Genomic DNA, 20,928 nt, shown 5'->3' with positions numbered 1-20,928 from the left:
TGTAATCGCTCTCTTTCACCTTATATATTCTATCATAGGCATTCTAAGAGAAACTACTCAAATCCCTTATATAAAACAAGTAAAAAAGAGCCTCACTATTAGCAGCAAGGCTCTTTTCTCTCTTCAATATGCTAGCCTTTTGAATAAAAACTAGTAATAAACTTCATATTACTACTCCTTATCCATTAGCAAGTAAGTAATCCATTTATTTTCAAAACGAATCTTATCTTATTCTACAGAGAAGATGAAAGAATACACTGGTTGGTTTCCAGCATGCACTTCTACTTCTGCATCTTCAAATTTCTCTTCTACAAATTCAACTAACTCCGCTACTTCTTCGTCAGTTGCATCTTCACCTTGTAGAATCGTTACGATTTCAGAATCTTCATCAATAAGCGCTTCTAGTAATTGCTTCGCAGCTCCTACTTTTTCAGCATTTGTAGATACAATTTTTCCATCTGCAATACACATGAAGTCATCTTTTTGAATTGCTACACCATCAATTTCCGTATCACGTACAGCATACGTAATTTGACCTGTTTTCACATGAGATAAAGCTTCTTGCATGTTTTCTTCATTCTCTTCTAACGTTCCAACTGGGTTAAATGCTAACATTGCTGCCATACCTTGAGGAACTGTTTTCGAACGAACAACAATAACTTCTTGATCTACAACTGATGCCGCTTGTTCTGCTGCCATTACAATATTTCCGTTATTCGGTAAAATAATGATTTTTTCAGCATTTGCTTCTTCAATTGCCTTCACGATATCCTCCGTACTTGGATTCATCGTTTGACCACCTTCGATAACTTTCGTTGCGCCGATGCTCTCAAATAAAGTTTTAATACCAGACCCCATTGCCACAGTTACGATACCATATGGTTGTTTTTCTTTCGATTGAGCTGGTTGTTCAGGAACCATAGCAGGTTCATCTAATAAAGCAGTATGCTGTTCACGCATATTTTCTACTTTAATCTTAATTAAACTACCGTATTTTTGCCCGTAGTTCATAGCGTCTCCAGGATGTTCTGCGTGGATATGAACTTTTACAATTTCATCATCAGACACAACTAGTAGAGAATCACCATATACACTAATATCTTCACGGAATTTTTGTTCAGAGAAATTATGCTCTTTCACCTTTTCAGCCTCTAATTTCACCATGAACTCCGTACAATATCCATACTTAATATCTTCTGTACTCAATTGGCTTTGTACACTACGGTGATGTTCTGCGCGTACCATCTCATTCATAGATGTTTGCGTCGGTGCATCAGAAGAAATCGTTTCTCCTTTTAAGTCAGCTAAAAATCCTTCGTATACCACTACAAGACCTTTACCACCGCTATCTACAACGCCAACTTGTTTTAATACAGGTAATAAATCTGGCGTACGATTTAACGATGCGTTTGCTTCTTTCACAACGTCTTCCATAAACAAAACAAAGTCGCGCTGTTTTTTCGCAACTGTTACTGCATATTTACCCGTTTCTCTTGCAACCGTTAAAATCGTTCCTTCAATCGGTTTCATAACCGCTTTATAAGCCGCCTCTACTCCAGCTTCTAGTGCTGCAGCAAAATCAACTGTTGTTAATTCTTCTTTTTGTTCAATGGATTTAGAGAAACCACGGAACAACTGAGATAGAATAACTCCAGAGTTACCACGAGCTCCCATTAATAATCCTTTGGCTAAACTTACGCCGACTTTACCAGCATGCTGTGAAGGATTTGCTTTCACTTCACGCGCACCTGAAGTCATAGATAAGTTCATGTTTGTACCGGTATCGCCATCTGGAACTGGAAATACGTTTAATGCATCAACAAGCTGAACATTATTTGTTAAATTATTCGCTCCTTGCATGATCATTTGTGATAAACGTTTTCCATCAATTTTTTGAATTGACACAGATTTTCCTCCTTAATGCACATTACAAGTTTATTACTTTAACTCCTTGTACGTAGATGTTTACAGAATCTACTGCTAGTCCTACAGTTTGATCTAGTGTATATTTCACTTTCGTCTGCACATTATGTGCCACTTCTGAAATTTTCGTACCATAGCTCACAATAATATACATATCAATATGTACTTCATCTTCATCTTTACGAACAATAACACCTCTAGTGAAGTTTTCTTTTCGTAAAATGTCTGTTAATCCATCTTTTAACTGATTTTTTGATGCCATACCTACGATACCGTAGCAATCTACCGCGGCACCTCCAGCAATTGTTGCAATTACATCTGTACTAATATCAATTTGACCGTACTTCGTTTTAATTTCAATTGACATCTCGTTTCCCCCTTCATAAATGGTGAAAGTGAGCTAGACTACTTTAGTTACTATCATATAATCTTTTTAAAGAAAATTCCATCGTTCTTTCTTTTCACTCTCATATTTTATGTTTTAAATTACACTTTTTTATGATGAGCAAAATAGTCCATTGTTATTATACAACATGTACCACTATAATATGTCAAGCAATTTTTATGGATTTTAACTTTTCTTCATTGACATATAGTGTCAAGTAAATTTTCTTGATTTCTTTTTTCTACGGTGTTGCATTCTCTTTTTAGTTGTGTTAAATTATAGTAGTGTTTTTAGCATCGCATAAAAGACTAACATTGAAAAATTACGTATGGTAAGGTATCAAGGGAGGGAAATATAAATGGCTCGTGTTTGTGCTATTACTGGAAGAAAAGCTCGTTCTGGTAACTCTCGTTCTCACGCAATGAACGCTACAAAACGTAAGTGGGGCGCTAACCTTCAAAAAGTTCGCGTACGCATCGACGGAAAAGTTCAACGTGTTTACGTTTCTGCTAGAGCATTAAAATCTGGCAAAATCGAACGTGTTTAATAATAAAAAAAAGAGCCGATAGGCTCTTTTTTTACTATAACAATGGAAAAAGCACCGGTGATAGGTGCTTTTTTAATCTTTTTTGAAGGTATTTAACATTGCACGAACAATTCCACCAAGAAATTTAGGTAACTTAATTGTATAAAATCTCATGGTTTCCCTCCTAATCCCCATTACTCCACTTGGTCACTATATGATGTAAGGAGCAAAATTGTTTCTTCAATCAGTGCTTCTTATCAACATTAATATGCCAGAAGTAAATGAAAAAGTACCTTTTTCCTCAACGAGTTCGTTACTAATACAAAGTGTTGATCCCCACTCTATTGTTTTATTAGTAAGAGGGTACTTAAAACCAAACAATGTAATCCCTTCCACTATTTCAGTAACTGGTACAAAAGATACATAAGGAAAATTTTTATTTTCTTCAATTATATGTGTACCCACTTTTTTAACTGTTATTTCATTTTTATTGTCCACAATACACATTTCTATCTCTACTTCTAACCCTTTTAAAAGCATTTGTATATTTGCCAAACCGTGATCAAGTCTTCCACCGGTAGCACCAAAAATACGAATTAGTGCCGGCTTCTGTCCTAATGCCCAGTTGATTGCAATTTCTAAATCCGTTTGATCTTTTTCCCGCGGAACAATATGTAATTCGTTCGTTTGCTGTCCCATCCATACTAATTCTTCTTCAGTAACTGAATCGTAATCTCCAAACGCAACAGCCGGGGTAATCCCTTTCTTTAATAGACGGTATACTCCCCTATCAACCGCAGCCCACACTACTTCCTCATTCTCATATCGAGCAAAATCTGCGCAATATTCCGAAGGTCCTCCTGCCAAAATATGAATAATCATTTTTTCTTCCCCTTCCATTGTAAAAAGGCAATCTGCCATTCGGTAGATTGCCTTTTTACATATTTTTACCCTATCCTATGAATACCTTACTAGGATAAAAGTTCATCACTACCCACGAATTACGCGAATTGCTTCACCGCGGTCTTTTTGATTGTATACTGCTGATCCAGCTACAAGTACATTTGCTCCTGCTTCCACACAAAGTCTTGCTGTTTCAGCATTTACACCACCATCAACTTCAATTTCTACTTCTAGATTGCGCTCTTTCACCATGTCTGCAACTTGTTTAATTTTCGGTAATACAGAATGGATAAACTTCTGTCCACCAAATCCAGGGTTTACTGTCATAAGTAATACCATATCTATATCTTCTAATACATGCTCAATCACTGAAACTGGCGTATGTGGATTTAATACAACGCCCGCTTTAATACCGTGAGATTTAATTAACTGAATTGTACGATGCAGATGTGGACACGCCTCTGCGTGAACAGTAATAATATCCGCTCCCGCTTGTGCGAAAGTCGGGATATAGTTATCAGGATTTTCAATCATTAAATGTACATCTAATGGTAATGATGTAATTGGACGGATAGCTTCTACAATTAATGGTCCAATCGTAATATTTGGTACGAAATGTCCATCCATTACGTCAACGTGAATGTAATCCGCTCCGCCCTTTTCTACATCTTTAATCTCTTCCCCTAATTTTGAAAAATCTGCTGATAAAATCGATGGTGCAATTTTAATCATAACTAATACCTCGGCTTTCTCTCTCTAATTTCTTCTACGAATTGTTTATAGTTCTTATAGCGATATTCTGTAATCTTCCCTTCTTCAACCGCAGCTTTCACAGCACATTTCGGTTCAGAAAGATGTGTACACCCTCTAAATTTACAGTATTGGCTCGCTTCTTTCAACTCTGGAAAACAATATGTAAGATCTTCTACTTCTATATCAATGAAATCTAGTGAACTAAAACCCGGTGTATCTGCTACTAGTCCACTCCCAATTGCAATTAATTCTACGTGTCTTGTCGTATGCTTCCCGCGTCCTAAATGGGAGGAAATATCATTTGTTTTCAGCTCTAATTCTGGACGTAGCACATTAAGCATTGAAGATTTCCCAACACCAGATTGACCCGCAACAACAGAAACACAATTTTCTAAGTATGGTTTTAATATATCAATACTTTCTGACGTATTAATAGAAGTAAATAAAACATCATAACCCATCTCACGATAATCATTCGCATAAGCTTCAACAGTTGCTTTCATCTTTTCATCTACTAAATCCATCTTGCTAATACAAATAATTGGCTTAATGTTATGATATTCAATCAGCACTAAAAATCGATCTAACAGTCCAGGATTAAAATCTGGTTCTACTGCAGAGAACACAAGGATCGCTTGATCGACATTAGCAATAGGAGGTCTAACAAGTTCATTTTTTCGATCAAACACTTCAAGCACATAACCTTCAGTTGGATTATCTGCCTGAAAAACAACTTGGTCTCCTACAAGTGGTGTAATTTTATTTTTTCTAAATACACCTCGCCCACGACATTGCGTAACCCCTTCTTCATGCTGCACGTAATAAAACCCACTTAAAGCTTTTATAATTTTTCCTTCTGGCATAGAATTCTCCTTTTTTTGTATAAGGTGATGCTGAATTTAAAAATGAATGGATTTAAATTTTCCAAATAACGATTTCAAAACCTACCATATATACTTTCGCTAATATACATTAAATCTTCCATTAAATGCAAAAAAATATTTACAGCTGCATCACTTTACTAGCTTTTTGAATCATATATTTTTGCCTGCTATACCGTCCACTTTGTAGACAGCATAACAGGCAATAATAATAAGTAGACTTTCACTATTATTGAGTTGGATATGGTACTTCTTTATCAATAATCGTTACTCCATCTCGTACAATTTTATAGTGTCCCTTTGAACCTTCTTGAATTACAAATTCTAAAGAAATAGTCGCTGATTCAGTAATTGTTCTCGTTTCAACCGGTCTATCCATTTTTTGCTGCATGTCTTCTTTATAAATTTCTATTGTTTGCGGCTTTTTTTCACCTGTTACAGCAGGCTCATATGGGATAGAGATATTGTCCACTTTTACCGTTTTAGTCACTTTAGGCTTTTGACCATCAGAGATAATAATAGTTACTTTATCTCCCTCTTTTAATGGTGTACCTGGTTTTGGAAATTGCGAAATTACAAGTCCTTTTTCGACTGAATCTGAGTACTCTCGTTTTATATCTGACGTTAGTTTTCTCTCATTCAAATAACCAGTTACACTATTTTCAGTCCACCCCGAAAAGTCACCTGGTCTAATTTGATAAGGACCTTTACTTACCCAGATTTTCAGTTCTTGCTCCGCTTCTATAACCATTTGATCAGGCGTCGGAATTTGCTCTACAATTTCACCTTTCGGCTTATCATTTTCAATATAATTTACTGTAACTTGTTTATATTTTTCTTCTAACTCAGCTTTTACACTCTCAAAGTTTTGCCCTGTGAAATTCGCCATCTTACTTTTCTTTTTTCCACCTGATTGATAGATAGTAATTTTAGCGTTTTCTTTTACGACTCTTCCTGCTACAGGTTCCGTTTTTATTACATCCCCAACTTCAACATCATCTGTATATACAATATTAGGCTCCGTCACCTCAAAGCCCTTTTCTACTAGCGTATTTACAGCTGTCGTGTATTTCATACCAGCCACATCAGGCACTTTCACATCTTTCGGAATAAATAATCCTGGAATAACCGTAAGCGCTAATGTTATTCCTATTGCTAAAAATAAAAATGTTGAAATTAAAACTTTAAGCCACTTGTTACTCCGTTTTTTCTTCTTATCTAACTCAGCTGCTTCTGCTCTTATCGGTTCTTCCACCTTACTCCCTTTTAAAACAATCGTTTCATCACTTACATTTTCAAATAATTGTTCTTGTTGAATAATCGGAATCGCTTTCGTCGCTTCCATATCTTCTGGTATGTAAAATGGTTGCTCATTTATCCTCTCTGGATATAGCGCAGTTTCAATATCTCGCTTCATCGCATTGGCAGATTGATATCGATGGAAAGGATCTTTTGCAGTTGCCTTTAATATAATATTTTCAACACTTTGCGGAATATTTTCATTCCATCTTTTTGGTGATGGGATTTCACTTTGTAAATGTTTTAAAGCTATAGCAACAGCAGATTCGCCAGAAAACGGTTGTCTTCCTGTTAACAATTCAAACATAACTATTCCAAGAGAATAAATATCCGATTGTTTATTTGCTATCCCGCCACGTGCCTGTTCTGGTGATAAATAATGGACTGAACCCAGTACTGAATTTGTATGTGTAATTGTTGTTGCACTTGTAGCTGTCGCAATTCCAAAATCTGTTACTTTTATTATTCCATCAGCTCGAATTAAAATATTGTGCGGCTTTATATCACGATGCACAATTTCAAAATGATGGGCGTGTGCCATGGCGGATGTTAACTGCTCCATAATATCAAGAGCTTCTCCTATAGGTAACATACCTCGCTCAATTATGTATTGCTTCAATGTTTGCCCGGGTACATATTCCATGACAAGATAATATATACCATCTTCTTCTCCGACATCATACATATTCACAATATTTGGATGCGACAACGTTGTAACAGACTGCGCTTCTCGATGGAAACGTTTAATAAACTCTTCGTTATTTGAGTAGTCGAGTCTTAATATTTTTACCGCTACATCTCGGCCAAGTATATCATCATGAGCTAAATATACATTGGCCATTCCGCCACCACCAATCATTTTCAGTAGCTTATAACGGTCATTTAAGCGTTTTCCAATCAGCACGTTGCACTTCACCTACTTTCGTTTGTCGAACCCGCATAATCAATAAGAACAAGTGTGATATTATCTTCTCCACCGCGATCATTCGCCAATTGAATGAGACGCTGCCCTTTACCTTCAAGCTGTTCATTTAACTGTAAAATTTGTTGCATATCATCAATAGAAACTTTGTTTGATAACCCATCAGAGCAAAGAAGTAATTGATCATCTTCCTCAAGCACCAACGTTTTAACATCTAATCCAACTTTTTCTTCTGTTCCTAGCGCTCTTAATAACACATTCTTTTTCGGATGATACTCTGCATCTTCCTTTGAAATTTCACCATGTCTCACAAGCTCATTTACAAGCGAATGATCTTCCGTTACAAGCGTCATTTCTCCTTCTGATACCATATAGCAACGACTATCTCCTATATGCCCTATCGTCACAAAACTTGTTGTACAAACAGCTATTATAAGCGTTGTTCCCATACCATTACATTCTACATTTTGCTGAGCGTATTCATATATACGCTCATTAATAATCCCAACACTAGTATGTAACCATTGTTCTACTTTTTTCGGTTCATTCATATTATGCGTTTGCTTCCAATAATCATGGAATAATTGAATGGTCATCGAGCTAGCTACATCACCAGCTCGATGACCTCCCATTCCATCTGCTACTACCGCTAAAACATTTCCATCTAAATTGTGAAAAACTCCTGCACTATCTTCATTATGTTGACGAACTTTTCCTTTATCCGATAGAAATACGGCTTTCATCTCGTCACCTCGTCTCTTCTTTGCGCTCCTTCGCACGCAACTGACCGCAGGCTGCGTCAATATCATGACCTTGTTCACGGCGAATCGTTACATTCACTCCACGATCTTTTAACGTTTTCTCGAACAAGAAAATTTGCTCACGTGGTGTACGTACATAATCACGTTCAGGTACGTAGTTTACCGGGATTAAGTTTACATGACATTTTACACCTTTTAAGAGCGCAGCAAGCTCTTCAGCGTGCTCAACTTGGTCATTTTCTCCTCCAAATAATCCATATTCAAAAGTAATACGGCGCCCTGTTCTATTTACATAGTATTTAATAGCTTCCATTAAATCCGGTAATTTATAAGCACGGTTAATCGGCATTAATTTTGAACGTAATTCTGAGTTTGGAGCATGCAATGAAATCGCAAAATTAATTTGTAGTTCTTCTTCAGCAAACTTATAAATTTTCGGGATAATTCCACTCGTCGAAACAGTCATATGTCTAGCACCAATATGAAGTCCTTTTTCATGGTTAGTGATGCGTAAGAATCCCATTAAATTATCGTAATTATCAAATGGTTCTCCAATTCCCATAACAACAAGAGAACTTACACGTTCTTCTGTTTCATCAAGCGCACGCTGAACTTCTACTACTTGCGCTACGATTTCTCCAGCTTCTAGGTTTCGTTTTAGTCCACCAAGCGTCGAAGCACAGAACGTACATCCAATACGACAACCAACTTGCGTTGTTACACAAATGGAATTTCCATATTCATGTCGCATTAATACCGTTTCAATAGAATACCCGTCATATAATTGGAATAAGAATTTAATCGTTCCATCCGAAGACGTTTGTTTTACTAACGTGTTTAAAGTAGTAATATCAAAGGAATTCGACAATTTATCACGCAATCCTTTAGAAAGGTTTGACATATCCTCATAATTTTTTACACGTTTTTTATATAGCCAGTCAAAAATTTGTCCAGCGCGGAACTTCGGTTCTCCTTGTTCCTTTAACCAATCTTGCATTTCATGAATTTGTAAAGAGTAAATTGATGGTTTCTTCGTTTCTACATTTTTCTTTTGTTTTCTTACAGTCGTTTCCATGATGCTACACCTTCTTCCTTAAACAAGCAATATAAAAGCCATCCGTTGCAAAATAATGCGGTAAAATTTGTACTTGACCTTCATTAATATACTTACTTAATTTTTCTGGCATACGTTCTTTTATCGTAGTATCCCATTCAAATTCAGGATGTTCTTTTAAAAATTTATCTATTACTTGTTCATTTTCTATTTTCTCAATTGTGCACGTACTATAAACAAGACGACCGCCTTGTTTTAATAACGGTGCTATTTTTTCTAGTATCGCAAGTTGAATCGTCGATAATCTTTCACTATCGCCTTTATCTTTTCCTAACTTAATATCAGGCTTACGTCTAATTACACCAAATCCAGAACACGGTGCATCTACCAATATTTTATCAAACGTTTCATTTGAAAAGTGCTCTTGCACTTTTCTAGCATCTAGCGCTTTTGTTTCGACATTTTCTAACCCAAGTCGCTCTGCTTGCTGTTTAATTAAACGTACTTTGTGTGCATGTAAATCAAGAGACATTACTTTACCAGTTCCCTTTAAACGCTCAGCTATATGCGTAGTTTTACCACCAGGAGCCGCACAACTATCAAGAACTGTCTCTCCCTCATTTGGTTCTAAAGCGCGTGCTACAAGCATAGAACTTTCATCTTGAATAGAAAGAAATCCTTTTTTAAACGCTTCTGTATGCGCTACATTTCCTCTTTCAATCTGAATTGCATCATCTGACAAGTCACCACGTTTTGCTTCTATACCTTCACTTGCCAACAACTCAATCGCTTCTTCTACCGTTACCTTATCAACATTCACACGCGCTGTAGGTACAGGAGGTAACATATTTACTTCGCACATTTTCTCTGCAGTTTCTAAGCCATATGCAGAAGTCCACTCTTGTACAAGCCAAACTGGATGACTCATCGCAATTGCAAGCCGTTCTACTGGATCCTTGATTTCATCTACAGAAGGTACACCTTCTCTCTGAATCGAACGTAATACACCGTTCACCATACCAGCAATTCCTTTATGCCCGCGACGCTTTGCAATCTCAACCGCTTCATGAATAGCCGCTCTTTCTGGCACTCGGTCTAAATAAATCATTTGATATAAAGATAAGCGAAGCAATACTCTTACCCACGCCTCAACCTTCTTTTTTAAAAAAGGCTGTAAATAATAATCTAATGTGTCACGACGTTGAATCGTTCCATATACAATTTCAGTTAATAAACCAATATCTTTTCTATCAATTGCACTTTTTTCAATTAAATTATTTAAAAGTAAGTTGCTATATGCACCACTTTTTTCCACTTGAATTAAACCATCAAGAGCTAATTCACGAACATTTTGTCTCATGCATTTTCTCCTAACTTCGTTCCAATTTCAGGTTTTGTTCCACGTAAAAATTGTGAACAACTCATACGCTTTTTACCAGAAGGTTGCAATTCAGTAATTTTAACACCTGTTTCATTACTAGTTGCTACTACAAAACCATCTTCTTCGATCGCAACAATCGTACCTGCTTCAGCCGGTTCAGTTACAGGCACTTTTTCTCCCCACCATACTTTAACAACTTGTCCTGCTAAAGTTGTATAAGCAACTGGCCATGGATTCAATCCGCGAATGTGATTGTATACTTCTTCACCTGTTTTTGTCCAATCAATTTTCTCTTGCTCACGTTTTATATTGTACGCAAACGTTACTTCTTCTTCGTTTTGTTTAATCGGTTCTAACTTACCTTGAATTAATAAAGGTACTGTTTTAGATAGAAGATGTGCTCCTGCTTCACTTAATTTATCAAATAATGAGCCTGTCGTTTCACGCTCTTCAATTTCCACTTCCACTTGCGTTAAGATATCACCAGCATCCAATTTTTCTACCATATACATAATTGTAATACCTGTTTTTTCTTTACCTTCCATAATTGCATAATGAATTGGTGCACCACCACGAAGTTCAGGAAGTAAAGAAGCGTGGACATTAATACATCCATACTTCGGTGCTTCTAAAATTTCATTTGGTACAATCTGACCAAATGCAGCTGTTACAATTAAATCTGGCTCTAATGCCAATACTTTTTCATATTCATCTTTTTCACGAATTTTTAACGGCTGTAACACAGGGATACCATGTTTTTCCGCTTCAACTTTAACAGGTGTAGGTGTTAATACTTTTTTTCTACCTACTGGACGATCAGGTTGCGTCACAACACCTACTACCTCATAGCCATCTTCAATAAGACGACGAAGCACCGGCACTGAAAAGTCCGGTGTTCCCATAAACACTACTTTTATCATTTAAAAACCGCTCCTTTTAACACCTATTCTAGTTCGTTTTCTTCATAATATCTTGTCACTTTCGATGTAAATAAAACACCGTGTAAATGATCGATTTCATGTTGAATTGCACGCGCTAAAAATCCTTCCGCTTCTAATAAAAATACTTTCCCACGGCGATTTTGTGCTCTTACTTTAATATAATCCGCACGTTCTACTTCACCATAAAGTCCCGGGAAGCTTAAACATCCTTCGGGACCTACTTGTTCACCACGTTTTTCTAATATTGATGGATTGATTAACTCGATTTTCCCAGTATCATCATCGACATCAACAACCGCTACTTGCAAGCTTACACCTACTTGAGGCGCAGCTAAACCGACTCCGTCCGCAATTAACATTGTTTCATGCATATCTTTCAACAATTTCACTAACTTTTTATCAAAGTTAATTACTCTTTCGCATGGTGTTTCTAACACTTCATTTGGATGCTTTACTATTTCTAAAACTGCCATATTTCCCTCCGCTACATTAACATTGTTGGATTAAAATCAATTGAGATTTGTAGCTCTTTTTGCATTTCTGCTTGATAATGTTCATTTACCATTTTGAGCACGTTCTTTAAGTTTGGTTCCCGTTTGTATTTTATCATGCATTGATAACGATATCTATCTTTTATCCTTGGAATTGCTGAAGCAACTGGTCCTAACACCATTGTTTGCTGCGAGCAATGCGTTCGTAAATACGAGGCAATTTTTTCCGTCACTTGTACCGCTTTTAATAATTCAGGATGAGATACGGTTACGAGTACAACATAGTAATATGGAGGATATTGTCTTGTTCGTCTCATTTGCATTTCTTGGTCAAAAAACACATCATATTGTTGGTTCTTCGCTAACTCTATACTGTAATGTTCTGGCGTATACGTTTGAATCACAACTTCCCCTGGCAATTCATGTCTACCCGCTCGTCCACTTACTTGCGTCAATAACTGATATGTCTTTTCACTTGCACGAAAATCAGGTAAGTGAAGCATCGTATCTGCAGTTAAAACCCCAACAAGCGTTACTTTCGGAAAATCTAATCCTTTAGCAATCATTTGTGTTCCAAGTAATATATCTGCTTTTTCTTCCCCAAACGCCTTTAATAATTTTTCATGCATTCCTTTTCGACTTGTCGTATCTACATCCATTCGAATGACTCGCGCCTCTGGAAATAGTTTTGTAATTTCTTCTTCTACCTTTTGTGTACCTGTACCAAAGAAACGAATGTATATACTTTGACAAGCTGGACACTCAGTTGGCATATTTTCTTCGTAACTACAATAATGACATTTTAAACGATGATTCATTTTATGATATGTCAATGAAATATCACAATGCGGACATTGTACAACATACCCACAATCACGGCACATAACAAATGTAGAATGACCTCTTCTATTTAAGAAGAGTACCATCTGTTCTTTCTTTTCTAATCGATCTGCTATTTTTTCATGCAGCGCCTTAGAAAACATTGATCGATTCCCGTCACGAAGTTCTTCTCGCATGTCAACAATCTCTACCGTTGGTAAAGCTTGTTCATTCATACGTTTTTCCATTGTTAGTAGTTCATAAACACCTTTTTTCGCCCTTGCAAACGATTCAAGTGTTGGTGTCGCACTACCAAGAACGATAGGACATTTATGGTATTGCCCTCTCCAGACAGCCACATCTCTTGCATGATACCTTGGATTATCTTCTTGTTTGTAACTTGATTCATGCTCTTCATCAATAATAATAATCCCTAAATTCTCAAAAGGCGCAAAAACGGCTGAACGCGCACCAACTACAACTTTCACTTCTTTTCTTAAAATCTTACGCCACTCGTCATACTTTTCTCCAACAGACAACGCACTATGAAGAACTGCAACTTGCGAGCCAAACCTACCTTTAAAACGATCCACCATTTGGGGTGTTAGTGCAATTTCAGGAACAAGAACGATAGCTTCTTTTCCTTTCTCGAGCACTGCTGCTATAGATTGTAAATATACTTCTGTCTTTCCACTTCCTGTAACACCATATAGTAAAAATGGATTATAAGTTTCATTTGTAATTGATGATAAAATCGGTGTAATAACTTGTTTTTGTTCCTCCGTAAGTGGCAATGGTTTCGTTTGTTCAAAACCATCATCGTCATACGGATTTCGGTATACTTCCACATACTTTTCTGAAATGAATCCCTTTTTAACAAGTGCTTTTATTGGAGCATCTGTTATTTGTAACTCTTCTGTAATTACTTTCAACGGTACACTTTTATAATTTTCCACAAAATAATAGAGTACATCTTGTTGTTTTTTACTTTTCAGTTCAAATGCCGCTAATTCTAATTTATCTTCTGGCAACTCCGGCTGAACAACTCTTTGCTTCTTCTTTTGTACTTTATCTTTCACTTGATAAACGACTTCAACCGTACCATTTTTAATTTCTTGTTGAATAGTCCGGTATAAATGTGGCTGTTGCTCGATTACTTCAAAATCAATTGCTTCTTTATCCTGAAATAAATATAGTATTTCAGGTGCTATTTCTTCCTGTTTACAAAGTTGTAGACGTTTTTTATACGTTGCTTTTATCGCAGTTGGAAGCATCACTTGAAAAGCTGAAATCATGTAGCATAACGTTTCACTTGTAAGCCAATATCCAAGTTTTAATAATTCATCATTTAAAACCGGTGTTACATCTAATATTTCATGGATCGTCTTTAACTTCTTACTTTCTACATCCACCGAATCTTTAATCCCAATAATAAAACCTTGCAATTTTCTTGGCCCAAACGGAACTACTACCCGCATTCCTGTCTGTACAATATCTTCCCATTTTTTAGGTATAATGTAATCAAATGGTCGATCTGTCTGACGGGCAGGTACATCAACAATTACACTTGCAAATTTCATAAACGATCATCTTCTAACATCATTTCAATTTGCTTTAATATTTCACGAGCTACCTCTTTTTTCATTAAAAGTGGCAACTCAATAACTTTTCCATCTTTTCTATACATCGTTACAATATTCGTATCCGTGCCAAATCCAGCTCCTTGCGCTTTTACATCATTCGCGACAATCATATCTGCATTTTTCTCACGTAGTTTTTTCGTTGCATATTCCTCTACATTTGTCGTTTCAGCAGCAAAACCGATAAGTAACTGTTTATCCTTTTTCTGACCTAACGTTTTTAAAATATCCACCGTTCTTTCGAGTTCAATGACAGCATCACCATTTTGCTTTTTCATTTTATTATCATGAACATATTTCGGACGATAATCTGCAACTGCTGCTGTTTTAATGACAACGTCTACGTTTTGATAATGTTGAAGAACTGCTTCTAACATATCTTGTGCAGATTCCACTTGCACTGTCGTTACATGTAACGGTGGATTTAATGCTGTCGGTCCTGAAACGAGTATAACATCAGCGCCTAAATTCGCCGCCACTTCTGCAATCGCATACCCCATTTTTCCAGAAGAAAAATTCGTCATAAAACGAACTGGATCAACCTTTTCACGTGTTGGGCCAGCAGTTATTAATATTCTTTTTCCCTGCAATGGTTTGTGTTCTGAGAAAGCTTCCTCTAACCGTGCGATAATCGCTTCAGGTTCTTCTAGTCGTCCCTTTGCTACATATCCACATGCTAAAAAGCCTTCCCCAGGCTCAATAAACGTATATCCTAGCGTTTTCAATGTCATCATATTTTTTTGAACAATTTTATTTTCATACATATGCACATTCATAGCAGGCGCAATCCATACCGGAGCTGCAGTAGCTAACAAAGTAGTTGTAATCATATCATCTGCAATACCACCAGCTAACTTTCCAATACAATTGGCAGTAGCAGGTGCGACAAGTACAACATCCGCCCAATCTGCTAAATCAATATGAGCAATAACAGCCGAGTCTTTCTCATCAAATGTATCCGTATATACATCATGGCGAGAAAGTGCTTGGAATGTAAGAGGCGTAACAAACTTCATTGCCGACTCACTCATCATTACTTTTACAATCGCGCCAGATTGTGTCAATTTACTCGTTAACGCAGCTGCTTTAAAAACCGCAATGCCTCCTGTTACACATAGAAGTATCTTTTTCCCTTTTAGCATATGACTCGTCCTCTTTCTTTTTCAAACTTATAATACTGAAATAGAATTCCCAGCTCGTCAGTACCAATATTTCATTCCTTTCGTAAAAAAATAACAACCTACTTGTAAATAGGTTGTTACCGTTACATAGAAAATTATAAAGTCTATGTTTTATTTTGTCGAAGGCAAAGGCTTATTCAGCAACTTTATCTTCACTTGGTACGTAGCTTAATACTTCCGCATCGATTTCTTCTAATGCTTTACCTACACACTTATGAGAAACCGGTTGCTCTACAACACAGTTATTAGCAAGTTGCATTTCACGTGCACGCTTTGCAGCCACTGTTACTAGTGTGTATTTAGAATCGATTTTTTGTAGTAATGAGTCAATTGATGGATTTAACATAATTATAGACCCTCCGTCATTTCTTTATAATATTTTGCTACCCTTTCGCGGCGGCAATGTTCGCCAACCACAATTGCTTTAATTCTATCACAAGCTAATTCAACTTGATCGTTTTCTACTACATAGTCGTAAGCGTCCATCATCTCGATTTCTTCTTTCGCTACAGTTAAACGATTTTCAATAACATCTTCAGTCTCTGTACCACGGCCGACAATACGGCTCTTTAGTTCAGATAAACTTGGAGGTGCTAAGAAAATAAATACACCTTCTGGGAAAGCTTTCTTAACTTGAATTGCTCCTTGCACTTCAATTTCTAAGAATACATCTTTTCCTTCTTGTAATGTTTTTTCAACATAGTCAATCGGTGTTCCGTAATAATTACCTACGAACTCAGCCCACTCAAGTAATCTTTCATTACGAATCATTTCCTCGAATTCTTCTCTTTCTTTAAAGAAATAATCCACACCATCTACTTCACCTTCACGCGGCTTACGTGTCGTTACTGAAATAGAGTACTGAAAACGTGTATCCTCATGGCTAAACAGCTCTTTACGAACCGTTCCTTTTCCAACCCCAGAAGGCCCTGAAAGAACGATGAGCAATCCTCTTCTACTTCTCATAAATATGTAAAACCTACCCTTCCTCACTTAAATCTTCTTTATTATTCAAACGATGTGCAATCGTCTCTGGTTGAATTGGACTTAATACAACATGCCCATCATCCATAACAATAACCGCCCTTGTTTTTCTCCCATACGTAGCATCAAGCAAAGCATTATGTTCGCGTGCTTCCTGTACTGTTCGTTTAATAGGAGCTGACTCCGGACTTACAATAGCAATAATTCGATGAGCAGATACAATATTTCCGTATCCAATATTTAAAAACCGCATGGCCATAGTTTGCGCCTCCTAGTAAGTCTATCCGATTTCTCCACCACGTATAACTTTATATATTTTTTGAAAGCTACTCAATATTTTGTACTTGTTCACGAATTTTTTCAAGGTTATTTTTCATTTCTACAACATATTTTGAAATTGTTAAGTCATTTGCCTTAGAACCAATCGTATTAATTTCTCTATGCATCTCTTGCACGATGAAATCCATTTTTCTTCCAACAGGCTCTTCAATCTGCAATGTTTCATGAAATTGCTCTAAATGACTTTGCAAACGAACTAACTCTTCATGAATATCACAACGCTCTGCAAAGATTGCGACTTCTGTTAGCAATCTTTGTTCATCTAACTCTTGATTATGTAATTCTTTTAAGCGATTTTCTAATCGTTCACGATATTTTTGTGTAACAATTGGTGCATGTGGAATAATTGCATTTACACAATTGCTAATCTCTTGTAAACGATACGCTATATCTTTATGTAATCGTTCTCCTTCGCCATCTCTCATCGTTTTCAACATATGAGCAGCTTGACGAACAGCCTCATATAAACTGTTCTCAAAATGTTCATTTACATTTTCTATTTCTTCAATTGCTGTTACTTCTGGCATTGCCATTAATTGCTCGAGTGTAATAGAATCTTGTAATTGAAACTTTCCTTTTATATCTTCCATCATCGATTGGTACTGCTCAAGAAGTGACCAATTCACACTTAATTTTCTTTCAACAAGTCCTTCACCTGCTATACTAATAGACACCTCAATGCGTCCACGTCGAACTTGCTGTGCAATTTTTTTACGAATTTTGTCCTCAAATACCATCATTTGCTTAGGAAGTCGAATACTCATCTCTAAAAAACGGTGGTTCACCGATTTCATTTCTACTGTAATTTGAAAAGTATCACTTTCTACTTTCGATCTTCCAAACCCTGTCATACTAGAAATCATTTTTATCACATCCAAGCCATAAAATAACTCAATGAAAAAGGTAATAGAGACAAGGCTCTACTACCTTCTGTAAATTATATCACATTTTCATAACATTGACTATTTCAAGTTTAATCCCTTCTTATATAACATTGGCTTTTTCTTTTTCGCCTTTTTCCCTGTTAATAAAGAACCTACTAGTAAGAAAGTCGGAATTGATGACAAACCTCCAATTAATAACCAATCTCTTGCTTGTATCGGCATTGTGCTAAAGATCGGTTGTAACGGTGGATAATATATAACCACTAGCATGAGTAGTAACGAAATGATAACCGCCCCTACTAAATACACGTTCCCAAATGGATTGCGGTGAAAGACAGAATGCTCACTACGACAATCAAATACATGAATAAGCTGAGCAAGTACCAACGTCGCGAACGCTACAGTTTGTGCATATTTCAGTTCATTTGGATGTTGGTTATACGCAATAATAAACGCTACTAACGTCACTGCCCCAATTAAAAACCCTCGACTTATTATTTTCCATGCAAGCCCTCTAGCGAATACCCCTTCTTTCGGGTGGCGCGGCGTTCTCTTCATCACATCTCCTTCAGCCTTATCCAAACCTAATGCCATCGCTGGTAAACCATCAGTAACTAAGTTCACCCATAAAATTTGAATAGGAACCATCGGCAGTGGTAATGCAAGTAACATCGCAAATAACATGACTAAAATTTCTCCAACGTTTGACGCCAATAAGTAGCGAATAAACTTACGTATGTTCTCGTATATATTTCTTCCTTCTTTAATTGCTGATTTAATTGTAGCAAAATTATCGTCTAGTAAAACAAGTGAAGAGGCCTCTTTCGCAACATCTGTCCCTGTAATTCCCATCGCTATCCCAATATCCGCTGTTTTTATAGCTGGAGCATCGTTCACTCCATCGCCTGTCATGGCTACTATATGTCCTTGATTTTGCAGTGCCTTAACAATTTTTAATTTATGCTCAGGTGATACACGAGCGAATACATACGTATCTTCTACAACATTTTCTAATTCCTCCACATCCATATTCGCGAGTTCTACGCCTTCAACAACGCGTCCATCTGGTGGCAAAACTCCTAATTGTTCAGCAATCGCCATTGCTGTCACTTTATGATCACCTGTAATCATTACCGTTCGAATACCAGCTTCTTTACACTCTTTTACCGCCTGCGCCACTTCTGGCCTTGGCGGGTCAATCATACCTTGTATCCCAACCAACATAAAATCTTTTTCAACGTCTCTTTCATGTTCAATAGAATCCGTGACTTTTAAAGGTTTAAACGCAACTGCAATTGTTCGAAGCGCTTGACTACCTAAGCTATGAATAGCCGCCTGTACTTCTCTTCTATATAACTCACTTAACGGCTGCTGCTTATCCCCCCATAAAATCGTTTGACTCATTTGCAAAAGAACGTCCGGTGCTCCCTTCGTAACAATAAACTTCTTCCCCTCTCGATCTCGTACAATAACACTCATCATTTTTCGAGTTGAATCAAATGGAAATTCACGAATAATTTCAAATTTCCCTTTCAATGCCTCACGTGTAATCCCAGCTTTCATTGCTGCAGCTACAAGCGCTCCCTCTGTTGGATCTCCATCTAATACGTACGCCTTTTTCTTTTGAATAATATTTGCATTGTTACATAGTGAACCAAATGTAAGTAGCTGATAAAGTGCTTTTGTCTTAGCTGGATTCACTTCTATTTCACCTTTCATAAAAGAGCCATTAGGTTCATATCCTTGCCCTGTCACTTTCCACAATTCTCCGCCTGACCACATATGTGTTACCATCATTTTGTTTTGCGTCATTGTCCCCGTTTTATCAGAACATATAACGGAAGCACAACCTAACGTTTCTACGGCTGGTAACTTTCGTACAATTGCTCTCTTTTTTATCATACGCTGTACACCAAGTGATAAAGCTACTGTAACAATTGCTGGCAACCCTTCTGGAATAGCCGCAACAGCTAGCGATACGCCAGCTAAAAACATATGATATACTTCATTCCCTTGATACACACCAGCCAATACAACGAGCGCTGTCAAAATAAGAGCTACAATAATTAATATTTTTCCGAGCTGTTCTAACCTTCTTTGCAGTGGTGTTTCCATTTGCTCTGCATTTTGTAACATATTTGCAATTTGACCCATCGCTGTATTCATACCAGTTGCTACAACGACACCTGTTCCAGATCCTCGCGTAATCATTGTCCCCATAAAAGCCATATTTTTTTGATCACCAATTGCAACCTCTTGCCCTTGCAATGCTTCTACCTTCTTTTGCACAGGTACGGACTCCCCTGTCAAAGCAGACTCTTCAATATATAAACTTGATGCCTCAACAAGACGCACATCAGCCCCAATACGATCACCACTGGAAAACTTAATAATATCACCTAAAACAAGTGCTTTAGATGGTGCTTTTACCCACTTTCCATTCCGCATTACAGTAACTTGTGGAGCAGCTAGTTCCTTTAAAGCTTCCAATGATTTTTCAGCTTTTCTTTCTTGAAAAAAGCCGAGAATACCATTGATAATAACAATGGCAACAATAGCAATAGAATCAATGTATTCACCTAAAAACGCAGAAACAATTGTTGCTCCAAACAAAACGAGTACCATGAAATCTTTAAATTGCGCTAAAAATACCATTAGTGCAGAAGGCCTTTTTGCTTCTTCTAATTCATTTGTACCAAATTTCTTAATTCGCCCTTCTGCTTCTTTCTCCGTAAGTCCAACCTTTACATTCGTATTCGTTCTTTCCTCCACTTCATGTGCTCGCATTCCATACCAGTTCATCCTGCCATCGACCTCCTGATTCCAGACATACTCTATTGAAAGCTTATTCAGCCTCGTCC

The 20,928-nt window shown here is 37.0% G+C and carries 20 protein-coding genes; 1 reads left to right on the top strand and 19 read right to left on the bottom strand.

Annotated elements, in window-relative coordinates:
• Positions 1-228: 228 nt before the first annotated feature.
• Both ASE54_RS07205 and ASE54_RS07200 read right to left on the bottom strand, forming a co-directional pair.
• Positions 229-1,905, bottom strand: coding sequence for a DAK2 domain-containing protein (locus ASE54_RS07205; RefSeq protein ID WP_000027131.1), 1,677 nt, complete (start codon positions 1,903-1,905; stop codon positions 229-231).
• A 22-nt stretch (positions 1,906-1,927) separates the two neighbouring features.
• Entirely contained in the window at positions 1,928-2,290 is a 363-nt protein-coding gene (locus ASE54_RS07200; RefSeq protein WP_000021109.1) for an Asp23/Gls24 family envelope stress response protein, read from the bottom strand.
• Between the two features lie 376 nt (positions 2,291-2,666).
• On the opposite strand from ASE54_RS07200, the gene rpmB reads away from it, so the two are divergent.
• Positions 2,667-2,855, top strand: coding sequence for a 50S ribosomal protein L28 (rpmB, locus tag ASE54_RS07195; protein WP_000124776.1), 189 nt, complete (start codon positions 2,667-2,669; stop codon positions 2,853-2,855).
• 72 nt (positions 2,856-2,927) lie between these two features.
• Here the strand turns inward: rpmB and spoVM are convergent, their stop codons facing one another.
• The 17 genes from spoVM to ASE54_RS07110 all read right to left on the bottom strand — a co-directional run bounded on the left by spoVM (position 2,928) and on the right by ASE54_RS07110 (position 20,869).
• On the bottom strand, positions 2,928-3,008 hold the full coding sequence (spoVM, locus tag ASE54_RS07190; RefSeq protein WP_001213599.1) for a stage V sporulation protein SpoVM: 81 nt from the start codon (positions 3,006-3,008) through the stop codon (positions 2,928-2,930).
• 66 nt (positions 3,009-3,074) lie between these two features.
• Entirely contained in the window at positions 3,075-3,755 is a 681-nt protein-coding gene (locus ASE54_RS07185; protein WP_000752665.1) for a thiamine diphosphokinase, read from the bottom strand.
• A gap of 69 nt (positions 3,756-3,824) precedes the next feature.
• Positions 3,825-4,469 carry a ribulose-phosphate 3-epimerase gene (gene rpe / locus ASE54_RS07180; RefSeq protein WP_000589970.1) on the bottom strand — a complete coding sequence of 215 codons (645 nt, stop codon included), beginning with the start codon at positions 4,467-4,469 and terminating at the stop codon, positions 3,825-3,827.
• Between the two features lie 2 nt (positions 4,470-4,471).
• Positions 4,472-5,353: a ribosome small subunit-dependent GTPase A gene (gene rsgA, locus ASE54_RS07175; protein WP_001113932.1), complete on the bottom strand. Its 882-nt coding sequence runs from the start codon at positions 5,351-5,353 to the stop codon at positions 4,472-4,474.
• Positions 5,354-5,600: 247 nt separating this feature from the next.
• Complete coding sequence (pknB, locus tag ASE54_RS07170) at positions 5,601-7,574, bottom strand: Stk1 family PASTA domain-containing Ser/Thr kinase (RefSeq protein WP_000904750.1); 1,974 nt, start codon at positions 7,572-7,574, stop codon at positions 5,601-5,603.
• 8 nt (positions 7,575-7,582) lie between these two features.
• On the bottom strand, positions 7,583-8,335 hold the full coding sequence (locus ASE54_RS07165; RefSeq protein ID WP_000648712.1) for a Stp1/IreP family PP2C-type Ser/Thr phosphatase: 753 nt from the start codon (positions 8,333-8,335) through the stop codon (positions 7,583-7,585).
• A gap of 4 nt (positions 8,336-8,339) precedes the next feature.
• Positions 8,340-9,428, bottom strand: coding sequence for a 23S rRNA (adenine(2503)-C(2))-methyltransferase RlmN (gene rlmN, locus ASE54_RS07160; RefSeq protein ID WP_000450548.1), 1,089 nt, complete (start codon positions 9,426-9,428; stop codon positions 8,340-8,342).
• A gap of 4 nt (positions 9,429-9,432) precedes the next feature.
• Positions 9,433-10,767 carry a 16S rRNA (cytosine(967)-C(5))-methyltransferase RsmB gene (rsmB, locus tag ASE54_RS07155; protein ID WP_001249660.1) on the bottom strand — a complete coding sequence of 445 codons (1,335 nt, stop codon included), beginning with the start codon at positions 10,765-10,767 and terminating at the stop codon, positions 9,433-9,435.
• Positions 10,764-11,708, bottom strand: coding sequence for a methionyl-tRNA formyltransferase (gene fmt / locus ASE54_RS07150; RefSeq protein ID WP_000598805.1), 945 nt, complete (start codon positions 11,706-11,708; stop codon positions 10,764-10,766). Before fmt ends, rsmB begins: the two co-directional genes overlap by 4 nt.
• Before the next feature lie 23 nt (positions 11,709-11,731).
• Positions 11,732-12,202 carry a peptide deformylase gene (gene def / locus ASE54_RS07145; protein WP_000279470.1) on the bottom strand — a complete coding sequence of 157 codons (471 nt, stop codon included), beginning with the start codon at positions 12,200-12,202 and terminating at the stop codon, positions 11,732-11,734.
• Positions 12,203-12,213: 11 nt separating this feature from the next.
• Complete coding sequence (gene priA / locus ASE54_RS07140) at positions 12,214-14,619, bottom strand: primosomal protein N' (protein ID WP_000666721.1); 2,406 nt, start codon at positions 14,617-14,619, stop codon at positions 12,214-12,216.
• A complete protein-coding gene (gene coaBC / locus ASE54_RS07135; RefSeq protein WP_000911744.1) occupies positions 14,616-15,821 on the bottom strand; it encodes a bifunctional phosphopantothenoylcysteine decarboxylase/phosphopantothenate--cysteine ligase CoaBC in 1,206 nt (401 codons plus the stop codon). Before coaBC ends, priA begins: the two co-directional genes overlap by 4 nt.
• A 172-nt stretch (positions 15,822-15,993) precedes the next feature.
• Positions 15,994-16,206, bottom strand: a complete 213-nt coding sequence (gene rpoZ, locus ASE54_RS07130) for a DNA-directed RNA polymerase subunit omega (protein WP_000933962.1) — start codon at positions 16,204-16,206, stop codon at positions 15,994-15,996.
• A gap of 2 nt (positions 16,207-16,208) precedes the next feature.
• Positions 16,209-16,826: a guanylate kinase gene (gmk, locus tag ASE54_RS07125; RefSeq protein WP_001257742.1), complete on the bottom strand. Its 618-nt coding sequence runs from the start codon at positions 16,824-16,826 to the stop codon at positions 16,209-16,211.
• Positions 16,827-16,839: 13 nt separating this feature from the next.
• Complete coding sequence (locus ASE54_RS07120) at positions 16,840-17,103, bottom strand: DUF370 domain-containing protein (protein ID WP_001251456.1); 264 nt, start codon at positions 17,101-17,103, stop codon at positions 16,840-16,842.
• Between the two features lie 67 nt (positions 17,104-17,170).
• Positions 17,171-18,046 carry a YicC/YloC family endoribonuclease gene (locus ASE54_RS07115; protein ID WP_000625874.1) on the bottom strand — a complete coding sequence of 292 codons (876 nt, stop codon included), beginning with the start codon at positions 18,044-18,046 and terminating at the stop codon, positions 17,171-17,173.
• Positions 18,047-18,145: 99 nt separating this feature from the next.
• Entirely contained in the window at positions 18,146-20,869 is a 2,724-nt protein-coding gene (locus tag ASE54_RS07110; RefSeq protein ID WP_001104763.1) for a calcium-translocating P-type ATPase, SERCA-type, read from the bottom strand.
• Positions 20,870-20,928 lie beyond the last annotated feature (59 nt).

This window comes from Bacillus sp. Root131 (assembly GCF_001429475.1).
GTDB classification, from domain to species: domain Bacteria; phylum Bacillota; class Bacilli; order Bacillales; family Bacillaceae_G; genus Bacillus_A; species Bacillus_A thuringiensis_S.
The sequence above is the reverse complement of the archived record's forward strand: the minus strand, read 5'-3'. Positions and strand labels throughout refer to the sequence as shown.

Bases quoted from the DNA above. Each gene is read 5' to 3' on its own strand.
- ASE54_RS07200 (WP_000021109.1), bottom strand. From the start codon at position 2,290: ATGTCAATTGAAATTAAAACGAAGTACGGTCAAATTGATATTAGTACA.
- rpmB (WP_000124776.1), top strand. From the start codon at position 2,667: ATGGCTCGTGTTTGTGCTATTACTGGAAGAAAAGCTCGTTCTGGTAAC.
- spoVM (WP_001213599.1), bottom strand. From the start codon at position 3,008: ATGAGATTTTATACAATTAAGTTACCTAAATTTCTTGGTGGAATTGTT.
- ASE54_RS07185 (WP_000752665.1), bottom strand. From the start codon at position 3,755: ATGGCAGATTGCCTTTTTACAATGGAAGGGGAAGAAAAAATGATTATT.
- rpe (WP_000589970.1), bottom strand. From the start codon at position 4,469: ATGATTAAAATTGCACCATCGATTTTATCAGCAGATTTTTCAAAATTA.
- rsgA (WP_001113932.1), bottom strand. From the start codon at position 5,353: ATGCCAGAAGGAAAAATTATAAAAGCTTTAAGTGGGTTTTATTACGTG.
- ASE54_RS07165 (WP_000648712.1), bottom strand. From the start codon at position 8,335: ATGAAAGCCGTATTTCTATCGGATAAAGGAAAAGTTCGTCAACATAAT.
- rlmN (WP_000450548.1), bottom strand. From the start codon at position 9,428: ATGGAAACGACTGTAAGAAAACAAAAGAAAAATGTAGAAACGAAGAAA.
- rsmB (WP_001249660.1), bottom strand. From the start codon at position 10,767: ATGAGACAAAATGTTCGTGAATTAGCTCTTGATGGTTTAATTCAAGTG.
- fmt (WP_000598805.1), bottom strand. From the start codon at position 11,708: ATGATAAAAGTAGTGTTTATGGGAACACCGGACTTTTCAGTGCCGGTG.
- def (WP_000279470.1), bottom strand. From the start codon at position 12,202: ATGGCAGTTTTAGAAATAGTAAAGCATCCAAATGAAGTGTTAGAAACA.
- priA (WP_000666721.1), bottom strand. From the start codon at position 14,619: ATGAAATTTGCAAGTGTAATTGTTGATGTACCTGCCCGTCAGACAGAT.
- coaBC (WP_000911744.1), bottom strand. From the start codon at position 15,821: ATGCTAAAAGGGAAAAAGATACTTCTATGTGTAACAGGAGGCATTGCG.
- rpoZ (WP_000933962.1), bottom strand. From the start codon at position 16,206: ATGTTAAATCCATCAATTGACTCATTACTACAAAAAATCGATTCTAAA.
- gmk (WP_001257742.1), bottom strand. From the start codon at position 16,826: ATGAGAAGTAGAAGAGGATTGCTCATCGTTCTTTCAGGGCCTTCTGGG.
- ASE54_RS07120 (WP_001251456.1), bottom strand. From the start codon at position 17,103: ATGGCCATGCGGTTTTTAAATATTGGATACGGAAATATTGTATCTGCT.
- ASE54_RS07115 (WP_000625874.1), bottom strand. From the start codon at position 18,046: ATGATTTCTAGTATGACAGGGTTTGGAAGATCGAAAGTAGAAAGTGAT.
- ASE54_RS07110 (WP_001104763.1), bottom strand. From the start codon at position 20,869: ATGAACTGGTATGGAATGCGAGCACATGAAGTGGAGGAAAGAACGAAT.